The following is a 16885-nucleotide window of genomic DNA, read 5'->3' as shown; positions in this document are numbered from 1 at the left end:
GCTGGGCCGGGTGGCCCGGCTAGGACATGCTGCGGCGGCCCTCGAAGGCGCGGCCCAGCGTGATTTCGTCGGCGTACTCCAGGTCTCCGCCCACGGGCAGGCCCGACGCCAGACGGGTGACGTTGATGCCCAGGGTCTTCAGCATCCGGGACAGGTACGTGGCGGTTGCTTCACCCTCGAGGTTCGGGTCGGTGGCAATGATGATCTCGGAGATCTGTTCATCGGACAGCCGGCTGAGCAGTTCCCGGATGCGCAGCTGGTCCGGGCCAATTCCGGCAATGGGGTTAATGGCGCCGCCGAGCACGTGGTAGCGGCCGCGGAAGGAACGGGTGCGTTCCACCGCAATAACGTCCTTGGACTCCTCCACCACGCAGATCATGGTCGGATCCCGGCGGGTGTCGCGGCAGATGGCGCAGGTTTCCTGCTCGGTCACGTTGCCGCAGATACTGCAGAACTTGACCTTGTCCTTCACCGTGACGATGGATGAAGCGAGCTTCCGCATATCATCCGGATCGGCTTCCAGGATGTGAAAGGCAATGCGCTGGGCAGACTTGGGCCCGATGCCCGGGAGCCTGCCGAGCTCATCAATGAGTTCCTGAACGGCACCTTCGTACACGTGACCTTCTCTGCTGGATAGATGTGCGCTGTGTCTGTGCGGCCACTCGTGGGGAGACCTGCAGATGCGGTGTGCCGGAGCGGCAGGGGTCAGCGGCCGTCGAGGCTGCGTTCCTCAATCAGCCGGCCGCCCAGGATCCGTTCAATGGCTTTTCGACCCACCAGTCCTGAATCCTCAAGTCTGATGTCGTCGGCGCTGGGGATGTCTTCGACCAAGTTTACGTTGCTGCGCCCGGCCGAGGTGTTCACCGGGCCGCCGCGCTGGGCGGCTTCGTTCAACAGCTTTTGGTAGCGGCTCAGCGGGCGGTTGCCGTTGCCGTTGCCGGTTGCTGCAGGACCGGACGCGGGCGGAGCGGACGCAGGCTGGGCAGGGTTCGACGGGGCGGACGACGACGGCGCAGGTGCCTGCTGCTGCCGCACCTGGGGTGCTGCCGGAGCGGACGAAGCCTGTGCCGCAGGGGCGGACCCCTGGGGCCGGGCAGGCTGGTTGGCCCGGTCTTCCCGGCGTGCCGGAGACGAACCGGTGCCGGCCCAGTTGGTCGCGGCCCATTCGGTGTCCGACAAGTGTCCGGCCGAGTACACGTCTGCCGGCGGCTCTGCCTGTTCCCAGGCATTGCTTTCCGGTCCGCCCGCATACGGATCCTCGGGCGGTTCCTGCTGCCAGTCTTCCGGAAGCGGCCCGCCCGCGGCTCTGCGGCTCCGGCTGGCAGGCTGAGGCGCTTCGGACGGCTGCCCGCCGTGCCGTGCCGTGTTGGAGGAATCGTTCTGGGAACCCTGGCTGCGGCGCCGGTTCAGGGCCGCTGCTGCTGCGGGGCCCGATGCCACGGGCGAAGCTCCGTGTGCGGAGGGTGCAGCAGGGGCAGCAGGGGCATCCGGTGCAGCTTCTGCCGGAACGTTCGGGGCAGGTGCCGCCTCCGCAGCGGGCGCCGGGGTAACGGCGTTTGGCCAGGCCGGGGCCTTGCCGCCGGCTGCAGGCACGTTCGGAACGTTCGGGGCAGATGCCGCCGCTGCCTGCACCGGGGCGGTGCGGGGTGCGGGCGCAGCAGGCGCCGAAGGAGCTGGCACCGGTGATTCAGCGGATGCCGCACCGTGGCCCGGCTGTGCCGACGGCTGAGCATCCGCATGCTGCGGCGCGGACGGCTGTGAACCCGACGGGGCGGACTGCTGCGGGGCGGATTGTTGCTGGGACGGAGCCTGGACCTGCGCGGAAGCCGGCGCCGGGGTTAACCGGCTACCTGCTTTTGGGCCCGACTCACCCGCTGCCGCGGCTGCGCTGTCGTGCACAACATTGACCTGGCAGTCCACGCCGAGCACCTGGCTGACCGCCTTGCGGAGGTTCTCCAGATGGTCAGGGCGGTTGAAGTTGGTGGCAGCGCCCTGATTGCTGAACGCCAGTTCCAGGATCCGCCCGTCGAACGCCTTGGGGCTGGCGTTCTTGCTCACGTTGAGCCAGGTGGCACGCCGGATTCCCGTGAGGGCATCCATGATCTCCGGCCATGCCCGGCGGATCATCTCAACTTGCCCGCCGCTGGGAGCAGTGCCCGGAGCGGAGCTTGCCGCCGGCGCTGTTGCCGGTGCGGCAGCAGCGGAAGGAGCAGCTTGCTGGTCCCACTGGGAGGGCGGTGCCTGGCGGGACGCGGGCTGGGACGCGGGCTGGCCGGAGGGCTCAGCCGGAGCGCCCTGTGAACGGTCCGGAGCTGAGGCCGCGGGCCGTCGGTCCTGTTCGGGAGCAGGAGCAGGAGCAGGAGCGTTGGGGGCGGTGCGCGCCGGAGCCGACGCCGCAGCATCCGGAGCCTTCGGTGCAGCGGAACCATTCGCCGGAGCCTTCGGTTCGGGGGCCGTGGCCCAGGTGCCGCCCCAGTCCAGCGGTGAGCTGTCGGCGTTGCCGGCCGGAGTGGCAGCAGCTACGGGGGCAGGCTCAGGCCGGGCAGCGGGTGCGTCGGCCACAACGGCGGGTGTCTCCGCCGCCGTCGTCGGGCGCGCCGCCGGGATGGACTCGACGGGGGAGGATGCCGCAGCTGCACGGCCAACGGCCTCCGTGCTGTCGCCGGCGTAGCTCAGGCGCCGTTCAATGCGGTCCACCCGTGCCGCCGTGCCCCGTTCGGTCTGATCCGAGGCGGGCAGCAGGATGCGTGCGCAGAGCAGTTCCAGGTGCAGCCGAGGGGATGTGGCGCCGGTCATTTCGGTCAGCGCCGTGTTGGTGATGTCCGCTGCGCGGGAAAGCTCGGCGCCGCCAAGCTGGGTGGCCTGGGTGCTCATCCGGCTGATCTGGTCTTCGGGCATGCCGCGCAGCACCGCTGCCGCACTGTCCGGCATCGCGTGCACGATGATCAGGTCGCGGAAGCGTTCCAGCAGGTCCTCGACGAAACGCCGGGGATCTTGGCCGGTCTGGATAACCCGGTCCACCGCACGGAAAACGGTGGCTGAGTCGCCGGCCGCAAACGCGTCGACGACGTCGTCGAGCAGTGAGATGGGGGTGTAGCCCAGGAGGTTGACGGCCAGCTCGTAGTCGAGGCCTGCGGGGCCGGCTCCGGCCATCAGCTGATCCAGGACGGAAAGCGAGTCACGGACGGAACCGCCGCCGGCGCGGATGACGAGGGACAAGACCCCGGGCGCCACCGGAACGTTTTCCTGCTGGCACAGCCGGTCCAGGTACGCCAGCAGCGGTTCGGGCGGAACCAGGCGGAACGGATAGTGGTGGGTGCGGGAGCGGATGGTGCCAATGACCTTGTCCGGCTCCGTGGTGGCGAAGATGAACTTGATGTGCTCCGGCGGCTCTTCGACGATCTTGAGCAGCGCGTTAAAGCCTGCGGAGGTCACCATGTGGGCTTCGTCAATGATGAAGATCTTATAGCGGTCGCGCACCGGGGCGAAGGTGGCGCGTTCGCGCAGGTCGCGGGCGTCGTCGACGCCGCCGTGGCTGGCTGCGTCGATCTCGATGACGTCCAGGCTGCCGGATCCGTTGCGGGCCAGTTCAACGCAGCTGTCGCACTTTCCGCAGGGGACCGGTGTGGGGCCTTCGGCGCAGTTCAGGCAGCGGGCCAGGATGCGGGCGGACGTGGTTTTGCCGCAGCCGCGCGGGCCCGAGAAGAGGTAGGCGTGATTGACGCGGTTTTTGGAGAGGGCCGCCATCAGCGGCTCCGTTACATGCTCCTGCCCGATCACATCCGCGAAGCTCTCGGGACGGTAGCGGCGGTAAAGGGCTGTACTCACAGATAGAACCCTATCGGTTGGCACTGACGGTTTGCATCCCGGCACCTGGCGCGGGGAAAACCTGTTGATCCTGAAAAAATTAAAGACCCCTCATGCACCTGCCAGAGCCCGCTTACCCTTGCTACCTTCCGGTCCTGGGGGAGTTCACAGGATGACACCACATGAGGGGCCGGGAAACAGTCTACCCGATTTTTGGGCCGGGTTTGCGGGGGTCGATTCCGGGCGGTTCCGCCGTCCTGAGATAGCGGTACATGTCCCGCCACTGCGTCCCTATTTTCTGCCAGGAGGGCAGCAGCCTGTCCCTTCGGTAGCCGGCTCTTTCGGCAGTGCGCCAGGAACCTTCGTTCCACGGCTCTATATACAGTTCAATCCGCTTCATCTGCCGGACCGTCATGCCCCACTCCGTGAGCAGTTTCAGGGCCTCGCCGGCATACCCCTGCTTTCGGTGCCCGGGACCGATCCAGTAGCCGATGGTGTCCGGATTTCCTGTGCGGCGCGACGACTGCCCCGGCCACAGCCCAATCTGCCCGACGGCGACGCCGGTGCCAGCATCCGCAACGGCGAAGGACCAGCCCGCGCCACTGGTCAGCCGGTGGTGCTGCCGCTCGATGAAGGCAAGCGCCTCACTCTCTCCGGAGGTGGAGGGCACTGAGGTGATCAGCGGAATCAGCGGATCCTGCGATGCCGACTGTATAAGGACGACGTCGGCGGACGTGAAGGCGCGGAGCGTCACCCTGGAGGTGCGGAGATCAGGGAGCACGAGGGGCGTTCCCCGGGGAGCCGGTGATGCCGCGGGCATGGAGTCTCCTTTCAGGGATTAGACGGAACCGGGTAGAAGGCGAAGGGCAGAAGGCTAGTCGGTGCAGGACCTGTCTCCATCCTGCCCGTCCTGCGCTGTTGTGGCACGCAACCGAGGTTGTCCTCAGACACACCTATAGAGAAGGAGTGACGGAGTACGAAGAACCGGCCCCCTATCTATAGGAGCGGCCGGAGGGGTGAGGAGCCGGCTTCCTATATGGGTACTGGCGGGCTGGCCTATAAGGAGTGCCCCTCTCTATAAGAAGTGCCCCTCTTCTGGGGAGAGCGCGCCCGCGGTGGGCAGTGTTGGCGGTGGTTTCCGGGGCGGGAACGGCCGATTTGCGGCGGGGTGCAAACCTGTGTAAAGTCTTCTAAGTCGCCGCGGCAGGGAGTTGAAAAACATCCCCGGCAGGGCGGCCAAACCCCACCAAAAACATCCTGGTGATCCATCCTGCGCCTTACCGCCCGGGACACGGAAAACCGGGGCTTTTGCGCGGGTGCATCCAGCCGAATGCAGCACTAACCGGGAATTATCCCGAATTGCTAAAACCGGCCGGATGAAATAGAATAAAGAAACACTGCAGCGAAGAGAAAAGAAAAACATTACATTGTTTTTCCGAGTATTTCGGATGCATCTGTTGTTTGAGAACTCAATAGTGTGCCAAGTTTATTGATACCAATTATTTTAATTGGTTGAACTGGCTGTTACCGCCCACCCCGTGGGTATGGGACGGCTTTTTTAGCTGGTTTCGAATTTAGTGCAGGACCGTGCAGCCAATTTTCCTTGGCTCCGGTCCTGTGTCTGTAACACATTTACGGAGAGTTTGATCCTGGCTCAGGATGAACGCTGGCGGCGTGCTTAACACATGCAAGTCGAACGATGACTTTTGTGCTTGCACAAAATGATTAGTGGCGAACGGGTGAGTAACACGTGAGTAACCTGCCCTTAACTTCGGGATAAGCCTGGGAAACCGGGTCTAATACCGGATACGACGGACCACCGCATGGCGGTCCGTGGAAAGCTTGATGCGGTTTTGGATGGACTCGCGGCCTATCAGCTAGTTGGTTGGGGTAATGGCCCACCAAGGCGACGACGGGTAGCCGGCCTGAGAGGGTGACCGGCCACACTGGGACTGAGACACGGCCCAGACTCCTACGGGAGGCAGCAGTGGGGAATATTGCACAATGGGCGAAAGCCTGATGCAGCGACGCCGCGTGAGGGACGAAGGCCTTCGGGTTGTAAACCTCTTTCAGCAGGGAAGAAGCGAAAGTGACGGTACCTGCAGAAGAAGCGCCGGCTAACTACGTGCCAGCAGCCGCGGTAATACGTAGGGCGCAAGCGTTATCCGGAATTATTGGGCGTAAAGAGCTCGTAGGCGGTTTGTCGCGTCTGCTGTGAAAGCCCGGGGCTCAACCCCGGGTCTGCAGTGGGTACGGGCAGACTAGAGTGCAGTAGGGGAGACTGGAATTCCTGGTGTAGCGGTGAAATGCGCAGATATCAGGAGGAACACCGATGGCGAAGGCAGGTCTCTGGGCTGTAACTGACGCTGAGGAGCGAAAGCATGGGGAGCGAACAGGATTAGATACCCTGGTAGTCCATGCCGTAAACGTTGGGCACTAGGTGTGGGGGACATTCCACGTTTTCCGCGCCGTAGCTAACGCATTAAGTGCCCCGCCTGGGGAGTACGGCCGCAAGGCTAAAACTCAAAGGAATTGACGGGGGCCCGCACAAGCGGCGGAGCATGCGGATTAATTCGATGCAACGCGAAGAACCTTACCAAGGCTTGACATGAACCGGAAAGGCCTGGAAACAGGTCCCCCACTTGTGGCCGGTTTACAGGTGGTGCATGGTTGTCGTCAGCTCGTGTCGTGAGATGTTGGGTTAAGTCCCGCAACGAGCGCAACCCTCGTTCTATGTTGCCAGCGCGTGATGGCGGGGACTCATAGGAGACTGCCGGGGTCAACTCGGAGGAAGGTGGGGACGACGTCAAATCATCATGCCCCTTATGTCTTGGGCTTCACGCATGCTACAATGGCCGGTACAAAGGGTTGCGATACTGTGAGGTGGAGCTAATCCCAAAAAGCCGGTCTCAGTTCGGATTGAGGTCTGCAACTCGACCTCATGAAGTTGGAGTCGCTAGTAATCGCAGATCAGCAACGCTGCGGTGAATACGTTCCCGGGCCTTGTACACACCGCCCGTCAAGTCACGAAAGTTGGTAACACCCGAAGCCGGTGGCCTAACCCCTTGTGGGAGGGAGCCGTCGAAGGTGGGACCGGCGATTGGGACTAAGTCGTAACAAGGTAGCCGTACCGGAAGGTGCGGCTGGATCACCTCCTTTCTAAGGAGCACCTCAAAGATTTTGTGTCCTTCCACAGTGTTGGATGCGGTCTTTGCAGGAGATGCCCATATCGTAAGACATTTGTTCTTCGGTGGGTGCTCAAGGGTGGAATATCAATGAGCAGGTGCCCGGCGTTGAGCCTGGCAGCATGAGTACGCCGTGTACGTTCCCACTTGTGGGGATGGTTGTGGTTGGAAAGAGCTGCCGGTGCCTCGAGTACCGGGTTTTACCGTTTGGCACACTGTTGGGTCCTGAGACAACAGGACCGTATGAACTGACAGCCGTTTGGTTGGAGGTGGCACGGGTACCGTGTTGTTTCTGATTGTTCCTGCGCAGACCTAAGACTTCCACGGTGAATACGTGGTGGTGGCGGGGTGTGACGGGGTTGTTGTTTGAGAACTACATAGTGGACGCGAGCATCTTAAAATTATTAAGTGCAATTTCAGATAAACCTGGTGATCCGGGGATGTGCCCTTGATGGGTGTGTTTCCGGTGTTGTCATGGTTTTCTCGATAGCGATAATATTTATTGATCTTTGTGGTCAAGTTTTTAAGGGCACACGGTGGATGCCTTGGCATCAGGAGCCGAAGAAGGACGTAGGAATCTGCGATAAGCCTGGGGGAGTTGATAACCGAGCGTTGATCCCAGGATGTCCGAATGGGGAAACCCCGCCCGGCGCGCGAGTGACCGGGTGACCCGCATCTGAACACATAGGGTGCGTGGAGGGAACGTGGGGAAGTGAAACATCTCAGTACCCACAGGAAGAGAAAACAACAGTGATTCCGTTAGTAGTGGCGAGCGAACGCGGAAGAGGCTAAACCAGTGGTGTGTGATAGCCGGCGGGCGTTGCATCACTGGGGTTGCGGGACTTTCCGTACCAGTTCTGCCGGATTGGTGAAGTGAGTGCAGGTGCATAGGTGAACCGGTTTGAAAGCCGGGCCGTAGAGGGTGTTAGCCCCGTAACCGGAATGTATGCTGCCGCTTGGAGAGGATCCCAAGTAGCACGGGGCCCGAGAAATCCCGTGCGAATCTGCCAGGACCACCTGGTAAGCCTAAATACTCCCTGATGACCGATAGCGGACAAGTACCGTGAGGGAAAGGTGAAAAGTACCCCGGGAGGGGAGTGAAACAGTACCTGAAACCGTGTGCCTACAATCCGTTGGAGCAGGGCGATGCCACTTGTGGTGTTGTGCTTGTGACAGCGTGCCTTTTGAAGAATGAGCCTGCGAGTTAGTGTTACGTCGCGAGGTTAACCCGTGAGGGGAAGCCGTAGCGAAAGCGAGTCTGAACAGGGCGATGCAGTGGCGTGATCTAGACCCGAAGCGGAGTGATCTACCCATGGCCAGGTTGAAGCGCGTGTAAGAGCGCGTGGAGGACCGAACCCACTTCAGTTGAAAATGGAGGGGATGAGCTGTGGGTAGGGGTGAAAGGCCAATCAAACTCCGTGATAGCTGGTTCTCCCCGAAATGCATTTAGGTGCAGCGTTGCGTGTTTCTTACCGGAGGTAGAGCTACTGGATGGCTAATGGGCCCTACAAGGTTACTGACGTCAGCCAAACTCCGAATGCCGGTAAGTGAGAGCGCAGCAGTGAGACTGTGGGGGATAAGCTTCATAGTCGAGAGGGAAACAGCCCAGACCACCAACTAAGGCCCCTAAGCGTGTGCTAAGTGGGAAAGGATGTGGAGTTGCGAAGACAACCAGGAGGTTGGCTTAGAAGCAGCCATCCTTGAAAGAGTGCGTAATAGCTCACTGGTCAAGTGATTCCGCGCCGACAATGTAGCGGGGCTCAAGTACACCGCCGAAGTTGTGGCATTCAAATATTAGCCAAGCGGATGGTTTATCCATTTTCGTTCAAGCGTTTGGATGGGTAGGGGAGCGTCGTGTGGGCAGTGAAGTCGCGGTGTAAACCAGCGGTGGAGCCTACACGAGTGAGAATGCAGGCATGAGTAGCGAAAGACGGGTGAGAAACCCGTCCGCCGAATGATCAAGGGTTCCAGGGTCAAGCTAATCTGCCCTGGGTAAGTCGGGACCTAAGGCGAGGCCGACAGGCGTAGTCGATGGACAACGGGTTGATATTCCCGTACCGGCGAAAAACCGCCAATACTGATCGGGGGACACTAACCGCCCAATACCTGACCGGCCGCCCTTGTGGTGACCCGGTTTTTGGTGGAGCGCGGGACCTGATCCCGGGAGGTAAGCGTATTAACAGGTGTGACGCAGGAAGGTAGCCGGGCCGGGCGATGGTTGTCCTGGTCTAAGGATGTAGGGTCAGCGATAGGTAAATCCGTTGCTGTGTCTTTGATGACGATCCTGAGATCTGACGGGACCCACTTTGGTGGGAATCCGGTGATCCTATGCTGCCTAGAAAAGCATCGGCGCGAGGTTTTAGCCGCCCGTACCCCAAACCGACACAGGTGATCAGGTAGAGAATACTAAGGCGATCGAGAGAATTATGGTTAAGGAACTCGGCAAAATGCCCCCGTAACTTCGGGAGAAGGGGGGCCCCAACCTTGATGGACACAAGCTGTCCGGAGGGGATCGGGGCCGCAGAGACCAGGGGGAAGCGACTGTTTACTAAAAACACAGGTCCGTGCGAAGTCGCAAGACGATGTATACGGACTGACTCCTGCCCGGTGCTGGAAGGTTAAGAGGACCGGTTAGCCCTTTGGGGCGAAGCTGGGAATTTAAGCCCCAGTAAACGGCGGTGGTAACTATAACCATCCTAAGGTAGCGAAATTCCTTGTCGGGTAAGTTCCGACCTGCACGAATGGAGTAACGACTTCCCCGCTGTCTCAACCATAAACTCGGCGAAATTGCAGTACGAGTAAAGATGCTCGTTACGCGCAGCAGGACGGAAAGACCCCGAGACCTTTACTATAGTTTGGTATTGATATTCGGTGTGGCTTGTGTAGGATAGGTGGGAGACTGTGAGACCCGGACGCCAGTTCGGGTGGAGTCATCGTTGAAATACCACTCTGGTCATACTGGATATCTAACTTCGGCCCGTAATCCGGGTCAGGGACAGTGCCTGATGGGTAGTTTAACTGGGGCGGTTGCCTCCTAAAGAGTAACGGAGGCGCCCAAAGGTTCCCTCAGCCTGGTTGGCAATCAGGTGGCGAGTGTAAGTGCACAAGGGAGCTTGACTGTGAGAGAGACATCTCGAGCAGGGACGAAAGTCGGGACTAGTGATCCGGCGGTACATTGTGGAATGGCCGTCGCTCAACGGATAAAAGGTACCTCGGGGATAACAGGCTGATCTTGCCCAAGAGTCCATATCGACGGCATGGTTTGGCACCTCGATGTCGGCTCGTCGCATCCTGGGGCTGGAGTAGGTCCCAAGGGTTGGGCTGTTCGCCCATTAAAGCGGTACGCGAGCTGGGTTTAGAACGTCGTGAGACAGTTCGGTCCCTATCCGCTGCGCGCGCAGGAAATTTGAGAAGGGCTGTCCTTAGTACGAGAGGACCGGGACGGACGAACCTCTGGTGTGTCAGTTGTACTGCCAAGTGCACCGCTGATTAGCTACGTTCGGATGGGATAACCGCTGAAAGCATCTAAGCGGGAAGCCCGCTTCGAGATGAGATTTCCATACACCTTGTGTGTGAGAGGCCCCCAGCCAGACCACTGGGTTGATAGGCCGGATGTGGAAGCGGGGACTAAAGACCCGTGAAGCTGACCGGTACTAATAGGCCGATAACTTACACCACACCACAATCTGGGCAGGAAACGACTTCAAACGTTCCCGCCAAATAAGGGTTGTGCTAGATCATGTGCTGCTTGCGTCCACTATGTGGTTCCCGGATAACAAACCCGTGTGGTTTGTCACTCCTGGAACCGGCACCACCACACCCTTGCGGGTTCTGGTGTGCCGTATAATTACAGTTATAACTTCGCTTTGAAACACTCAATGTCGTTATTGGTTTTGTGTGTTTTGTTGTGACCATTGTTTTCCCCTCACCCCGAGGTTTGTTTGTTGGGGTGGTGTGGGTGGAAGGGTTACGGCGGTCATAGCGTGGGGGAAACGCCCGGTCCCATTCCGAACCCGGAAGCTAAGACCCACAGCGCCGATGGTACTGCATCCGGGAGGATGTGGGAGAGTAGGTCACCGCCGGACAAATTCTGGCAGAGAGGTTGAGGTCCGCACCATTTATGGTGCGGACCTCAACTGTTTAACCACCGGGTTTGGGCCGGAGCTGATGACGCGGAAGGCACGCCCGGCCACACTGGACTGTGTGTCCCGCATGAGCATGAACCAGGCCTTCGCCCGGCGGTTCAATTCCGGCCCGGACGTTGAGCGCACCGCTTTCTTCAGTGATGCCGTATTTGCCATTGCCATGACCCTGCTCGCCGTGGACATCAAGGTTCCCCAGGTGCCCGGCGATGAGCTGGGCCGTGCAGTCGTTGAGCAGTCTCCCGAATTCGGAGCCTACCTGCTGTCCTTTGTGGTGACCGCTGCCTATTGGCTCAGCCACCACCGCCTCTTCCGCCTGCTCTCCGGATTCACCGTGGTGCTGCAGCGCCTGAACCTGGCCCTGCTGCTGTTGGTCGCGCTCATCGGCTACGCCGCGGACATGATTGCCTTTCATGGTGACCAGGTGCTGGGGGTTGTGGTTTATGCGGCGATACTGGGGCTCATTGGAGTGGTCAACACGGCGATGTGGCTCTACGCCGGCCATCGCGGGCTGTTCCAGGATGATGTTCATCCCCGGCTCCTGGCCTATGCCCGGACCCGGGTGGCGGTAACGCCTGCGGTGTTCCTGCTGTCCATCCCGATTGCCCTTCTGAATCCTGCAGCCGCAACCTATTCGTGGACTGCCATCGTCGTCGTAAACCTGCTGTTCCGGGTGCTCGGAAGCAGGGCCCCCGCACCGGCCGAAATAGGTGCCCCGCCTGACGATTCGTTGGATTAGCCCTGTATCGGGTAGTCTTATATCTGCTTCTTACGGAGCAATGCCTGGAGGATTCGCCTAGCGGCCTATGGCGCACGCCTGGAACGCGTGTTGGGTTAACGCCCTCGGGGGTTCAAATCCCCCATCCTCCGCAAAAGAGAAACACCCCGGTCTTCGGACCGGGGTGTTTCTCTTTGTCTGGGGCGCCTGCCGCACAGAAGCACTACAGGGGGCGGAAGTACTCCAGCACATTTGCACTGTCCCAGATCTCGGCGTATTTAGCCTGCAGATCATAGAGCGAGGCATTGTGCACGGTTTCATCCCGGTCCCCGACGGCGTCGCTCACCACAATGGGGATGAACCCGTGCTGCACCGCATCAACGGCGGTCGCACGGATGCAGCCGCTGGTGCTGGTGCCCACGATCACCAGGGTGTCCACCCCCTGGGCCTGCAGGTCCCGGGCGAGGTTGGTGCCGAAGAAGGCGCTGGCATACTGTTTCACCAGCACGGTCTCGCCTTCCTCGGGGGCCACCTCGGGCATGATCGAGCCCAGCTCCGAGTCGCCGATCAGCAGCCGCAGCGCAGGGACCTTCAGGATGAACATCCCGCCGTCGGCGCCGTCGGGGCCGTAGCTGACCCGGGTATGCAGCACCGGAATCCCACTGGCCCGTGCCGCACCAATAACCGCCGCCGCCGTGGCCAGGAACTTGGTCTCCGGCAGGCACAGCGGACTTTCCGGCTCAAAGTAAGCCCGCATGAGGTCAACGGACACCACGGCCGGCGAGTGGCCCGGGGTCAGGCTTCCGTCAAACCCGTCGGCGAAACCGGTCACAGCATGGCCACCGGGGGAGTTGGTGCCTCCAGCCCCGTTTCCGCGAGGCTGTTGGCCAGCAGATCCGCCAGCTCACCGCCCCGGTTGAACAGCGGCAGCGGTTCCTTCCGGTCCCCGCGCAGCCGGGCGCGCAGATCCTCGGTGGCCCCGGCGTCGAGCACTCCGTCCGCGGTGCACACCACGCCGTAGCGCCGGGCGCCGTCGCCGGTGACCAGTCCTCGCCGCACCTCCTTGGCCACGAGCTCCGGGTCCCGTTCCAGCGGATCCCCCCATCCGCCGCCGCCCCAGGTGACAAAATGCAGCACGTCACCGGGTGCCACTGAAACGTCGTGGACCTTCGACGGCAGGACGGTGGTGGTGCCGTCGGCCTTGTCGAGCCATTTGCGGCCGCGCGCACCCGGATCGCCGCCGCGGACACCCCAGGGGTAGGTCAGCCAGCGGTCGTCGTGGATGGCTATGGTTCCCGGCTCCAGGAACCGGTAGGCGACGTCGACGCCGTTGCCGCCGCGGTGCAGTCCCGCTCCGCCGGTGTCCGCGATGGTCTCCCAGCGTTCGATGATCAGCGGGTAGTAAGACTCCAGGTACTCGCACGGGATGTTCGTGAACGACGGCCACAGCGAGTGGCCGTCCGGTCCGTCACCCACCGGGCGGCCGGGAATCCCGCCGAAACCAATGGAATACAGCTGGAACCACTCACCCTTGTGGTCGCCGGAGCTGTAGTTTCCGGAGTACATGAAGTGGGGCGAGGAGGAGAAACCGGCGCCGTTGAGCAGGTCCGGGTTGGCCTGGCCCAGGAGTCCGCCAAAGAGATCGAACAGCCGGCCGATTCCGTGGTTCCGGCCGTTCAACGCCGCCGGGTACCGCGGTTTCCAGAAGGTGTCTTCGGGGATTTCCACGTCCACCAGCGGGTAGAAGCCGTCATTCCACAGGATCTGCGGGTCCGCAACGGTGATCATGTAGATGCCGAAGAACATCCGGATGAGGTTTTCGTTGATGTAGTAGTTGATTGGCCCCTGCGCCTGCGGACTGCTGCCGGTCAGGTCGATCAGCACCTTGTCGCCGGTCCGGGTGATGGTCATCTTCAGTTCGTAGGGTCCGAAGCCCCGGCCGTCGTCGTCGATAAAATCGGTGAAGGACAGCGGCTTGCCTTCCTCGAAGACCACGGCGAGGAGCGTTTTCATGGCCCGGTAATTGCGGTCCAGCAGGGCGTTCAGCGCCGAGGTGTAGGTGTCGACGCCGAAACGGGCGCACATTTCCTGCACCCGCCGGGCCGCGGTGCTGCAGGCGGCAACGAGCCCGTTGAGGTCCGCCCGGTTCCAGTCCGGCTTGCGGACCTGGTTCAGGATGATGCCCAGCGACGTTTCATCGCGTTCGCCCCGCCGGTACAGCTTGAACGGCGGAATCACCACGCCTTCTTCGAAGATAGTGCGCGCATCGGTGGGCATGGACGCCGGAGTTTTACCGCCGACGTCGGTCATGTGGCCAAACTGGGAGGACCAGCCCACAATCCTGCCCTCGTAGAAGATGGGCATCACCACCAGCCAGTCATTGGCATGGCTGATGGCCGCACCGCAGGAGTAGGGGTCCGAGGTCAAGAGGACATCGCCCTCCTCAATGGTCCCGTGGAAGTTCTCCAGGAAATCCGGGATGGACAGGCCAAACTGGCCCACGATCATCTTCCCGGACGGGTCGGCAATGAGCGGGAACTCGTCGTGCTGTTCGCGGATGCCGGGACTCAGCGCTGTCCGAAACAGGGTTTCGTCCATTTCGTAGCGGGCGCTGCGCAGGGCGTTTTCAATCAGGTCGAGCGTGACAACGTCCACGTCCACCGGGCGCAGCGCCTCGGTGGCGGTCTCCACAAGCTGTGCCATGGGGCTACTCCTTCGAATCTTCGGCGGGGCGGGCACCTTCGGCGGGGCGGATCAGCAGGCTGCCGTGCTCATGCACCGTGGCGGTGTGACCCGGCAAAACCAGGGTGGTGGAATCCATCTCGGCGATGACCGCCGGACCGGGCACCACGTTTCCGGCCAGGAGCCGGTCCCGGTCATAAACCATGGCGTCAACCGTGGTTCCGTCCACGTAAATGCTGGTCACGGTGCGTTCGGCGGCGGACGGGTCCGGGCCGCCGGTTTCCAGCGTGATCGACGCGACCTCCGGGTGGGGCCCGTTGACGGTGGCCCGGACGGTGACCAGTTCATGTTCGTTATTGAGCAGGAAGGAGAACAGCCTCTCGTGCTCGGCGTCAAAGGCCGAACGGAGGCCGGCAAAACCGCCGCCGTCGCCGCCGTCGTCGGCTGCGAACGCTGAGAAATCTATGGGCACGGGAATCTCGAAACCCTGCCCGTGGTAGCGCACGTCAGCGGAGTAGCTGACGGTCAGCTCATCCTCCGCAAGCCCGGCAGCCAGCAGTGTTTCCCGCGCCGTGGCCGCGAGTTCTTCCAGCAGGACCACCAGATCGGCATCGGCGAAGTCGCTGAACGGGCGTACGAGGGTGCGGCCGGCTTCATCGCGCAGGCTCGTGGTGGCATCGCCGTAGGCGGAGAGCACCCCGGGCGACGGCGGGATGATGACGGGCCAGGCACCGGTCAGTTTTCCCAGTGCGTTGGCGTGCAGGGGCCCGGCGCCGCCAAAGGCCACCAGAGCGAAATCCCGCGGATCAAAACCCTGCTGGGTGGAGACGAGCTTCAGCGCACCGAACATGTTCTCGTTGACGATGTGCACAATGCCTTCGGCGGCGCGTTCCACCTCGTTCAGTCCCGTGGCGTCCGCGATGGTTTTCACCGCCGCGGCGGCGGCTTCGGCGTCCAGTCCGATTTCGCCGCCGGCGAGCTGCGACGGGAGATAGCCCAGGACCACATTGGCGTCCGTCACTGTGGGTTCGGTTCCGCCGCGGCCGTACGACGCCGGCCCGGGGGCGGCTCCGGCGGACTGCGGGCCGACGCGCAGCGCCTGGGTCAGCGGTGGAACGTGCGCAATGGATCCGCCGCCGGCGCCGATGGTCCTGACATCCACGGAGGTTGCGCGGACCGTCAGGTCCCCGACCCGCGTTTCGCGGCCGATCCGGGGCTGGAGGTTCTGCACCAGGGCGACGTCGGTGGAGGTGCCGCCCATGTCGAAGGTGAGAAAGTCCCGGTATCCGGCCTGCTCTGCCGCCCAGGCCGCTCCGGTAACACCGCCGGCGGGTCCGGAGAGCAGCAGTGACACCGGGTTCTCGGCGGCCACCGTTCCGGAGACCAGGCCTCCGTCGCTGCGCAGGATGGACAGCCGGGCGTCCATGCCGGCGTCGGCCATCTGGGCGTCGAGGTTCCGGACGTAGCCGGAGACCTGTCCCTGGACGTAGGCGTTGGCCACGGTGGTGATGGCCCGTTCATATTCGCGCAGTTCCGGCAGCACCACAGAGGAGCGGGACACCGGAATCCCCGGCAGTTCCTCCGCGGCAATTTCCGCGATCCGGGTTTCGTGGGCACCGTTGGCATAGGCATTGATCAGGCAGATGCTTAGGGCTTCGATGCCGTTGTTCCGCAGCTTGCCGAGCTGGCGTCTGACATCGTCCTCGTCCAGCGGTGTCAGCACCGATCCGGTGGTGGTCACCCGTTCGGTCACTTCCACGGTGTCTTCCAGATCCGCCAGCGGCTCGGGCTTGGGCCAGATGATCCAGCCGGCCAGGCCGCCGGGGACAAAGGACCGGGCAATCTGCAGGACCTGCCGGAATCCGCGCGTGGTCACCAGACCCACCCGCGATCCCTTCTTTTCCAGGATCGCGTTGGTGGCAACCGTGGTGCCGTGCAGGACGTCGCGGACCGCCGACGGTTCAATTCCTGCTGCCGCGCACACCTGTCGGATGCCGTGCAGCACGCCCAGGGACTGGTCTTCCGGCGTGGAGGAGGTCTTGTACCGATGGGTTTCCCCGGTGTCCTCGTTGACCAGCAAAATGTCGGTGAATGTGCCGCCCACATCCACGCCTAACCGAAACGCCATCACTTCTCCTTGGGGTGGCGCTGCTCCAACCCGCGGGTCCTGCCGGGTGGGTGCAGCGTGGGAATCGGGCTGGAATGCCGCGGATGGTGCCTGCGTCGCATTCGGTGGCATCAGGCTAGGTTGGCTGCTGACCACTGTCAAGAGATTGCATACAACCCAACTTTTACGGCCGCGGTGTTCCTTGACATTGCTCCTAACTACCTGCAAAGTTGTATGCACTACG

The 16885-nt window shown here is 62.1% G+C and carries 7 protein-coding genes, 1 tRNA gene, 3 rRNA genes and 1 other RNA gene; 5 read left to right on the top strand and 7 right to left on the bottom strand.

What is annotated here, in order from left to right; genetic code table 11:
* Window positions 1-19: 19 nt before the first annotated feature.
* The 4 genes from recR to AAE021_RS14680 all read right to left on the bottom strand — a co-directional run bounded on the left by recR (window position 20) and on the right by AAE021_RS14680 (window position 4627).
* Window positions 20-616 carry a recombination mediator RecR gene (gene recR, locus AAE021_RS14695; protein WP_152220441.1) on the bottom strand — a complete coding sequence of 199 codons (597 nt, stop codon included), beginning with the start codon at window positions 614-616 and terminating at the stop codon, window positions 20-22.
* Window positions 617-705: 89 nt separating this feature from the next.
* Entirely contained in the window at window positions 706-3828 is a 3123-nt protein-coding gene (locus tag AAE021_RS14690) for a DNA polymerase III subunit gamma and tau (RefSeq protein ID WP_342023057.1), read from the bottom strand.
* Between the two features lie 78 nt (window positions 3829-3906).
* Window positions 3907-4002, bottom strand: an RNA gene (gene ffs / locus AAE021_RS14685) — signal recognition particle sRNA small type.
* Between the two features lie 7 nt (window positions 4003-4009).
* Window positions 4010-4627 carry a GNAT family protein gene (locus tag AAE021_RS14680; protein WP_342023056.1) on the bottom strand — a complete coding sequence of 206 codons (618 nt, stop codon included), beginning with the start codon at window positions 4625-4627 and terminating at the stop codon, window positions 4010-4012.
* A gap of 811 nt (window positions 4628-5438) precedes the next feature.
* On the opposite strand from AAE021_RS14680, the gene AAE021_RS14675 reads away from it, so the two are divergent.
* The 5 genes from AAE021_RS14675 (at window position 5439) to AAE021_RS14655 (ending at window position 12004) form a co-directional block, all read left to right on the top strand.
* Window positions 5439-6966: ribosomal RNA gene (locus AAE021_RS14675) — 16S ribosomal RNA — on the top strand.
* A 539-nt stretch (window positions 6967-7505) separates the two neighbouring features.
* A 23S ribosomal RNA gene (locus tag AAE021_RS14670) occupies window positions 7506-10670 on the top strand.
* A gap of 290 nt (window positions 10671-10960) precedes the next feature.
* Window positions 10961-11077 (top strand): 5S ribosomal RNA (gene rrf, locus AAE021_RS14665).
* Together the 16S, 23S and 5S rRNA genes form the textbook arrangement of a ribosomal RNA operon.
* Before the next feature lie 127 nt (window positions 11078-11204).
* Window positions 11205-11873, top strand: coding sequence for a TMEM175 family protein (locus tag AAE021_RS14660; protein WP_342023055.1), 669 nt, complete (start codon window positions 11205-11207; stop codon window positions 11871-11873).
* A gap of 46 nt (window positions 11874-11919) precedes the next feature.
* Window positions 11920-12004 (top strand) — tRNA-Ser (locus tag AAE021_RS14655).
* A 71-nt stretch (window positions 12005-12075) separates the two neighbouring features.
* Here the strand turns inward: AAE021_RS14655 and AAE021_RS14650 are convergent.
* The 3 genes from AAE021_RS14650 to AAE021_RS14640 are packed head-to-tail and all read right to left on the bottom strand — an operon-like array spanning window position 12076 to window position 16662.
* On the bottom strand, window positions 12076-12684 hold the full coding sequence (locus tag AAE021_RS14650) for an isochorismatase family protein (protein ID WP_342023054.1): 609 nt from the start codon (window positions 12682-12684) through the stop codon (window positions 12076-12078).
* Window positions 12681-14555 carry a hydantoinase B/oxoprolinase family protein gene (locus tag AAE021_RS14645; protein WP_342023053.1) on the bottom strand — a complete coding sequence of 625 codons (1875 nt, stop codon included), beginning with the start codon at window positions 14553-14555 and terminating at the stop codon, window positions 12681-12683. The genes AAE021_RS14650 and AAE021_RS14645 overlap by 4 nt, the downstream gene beginning before the upstream one ends.
* A gap of 4 nt (window positions 14556-14559) precedes the next feature.
* Entirely contained in the window at window positions 14560-16662 is a 2103-nt protein-coding gene (locus AAE021_RS14640; RefSeq protein WP_342023052.1) for a hydantoinase/oxoprolinase family protein, read from the bottom strand.
* Window positions 16663-16885: the final 223 nt, after the last annotated feature.

Source organism: Arthrobacter citreus (assembly GCF_038405225.1).
GTDB classification, from domain to species: Bacteria; Actinomycetota; Actinomycetes; order Actinomycetales; family Micrococcaceae; genus Arthrobacter_B; species Arthrobacter_B citreus_A.
The sequence above is the reverse complement of the archived record's forward strand: the minus strand, read 5'-3'. Positions and strand labels throughout refer to the sequence as shown.

Coding starts and splice junctions, on each gene's coding strand:
- AAE021_RS14645 (WP_342023053.1), bottom strand. CDS start 14,555: ATGGCACAGCTTGTGGAGACCGCCACCGAGGCGCTGCGCCCGGTGGAC.
- AAE021_RS14680 (WP_342023056.1), bottom strand. CDS start 4,627: ATGCCCGCGGCATCACCGGCTCCCCGGGGAACGCCCCTCGTGCTCCCT.
- AAE021_RS14660 (WP_342023055.1), top strand. CDS start 11,205: ATGAGCATGAACCAGGCCTTCGCCCGGCGGTTCAATTCCGGCCCGGAC.
- AAE021_RS14640 (WP_342023052.1), bottom strand. CDS start 16,662: ATGGCGTTTCGGTTAGGCGTGGATGTGGGCGGCACATTCACCGACATT.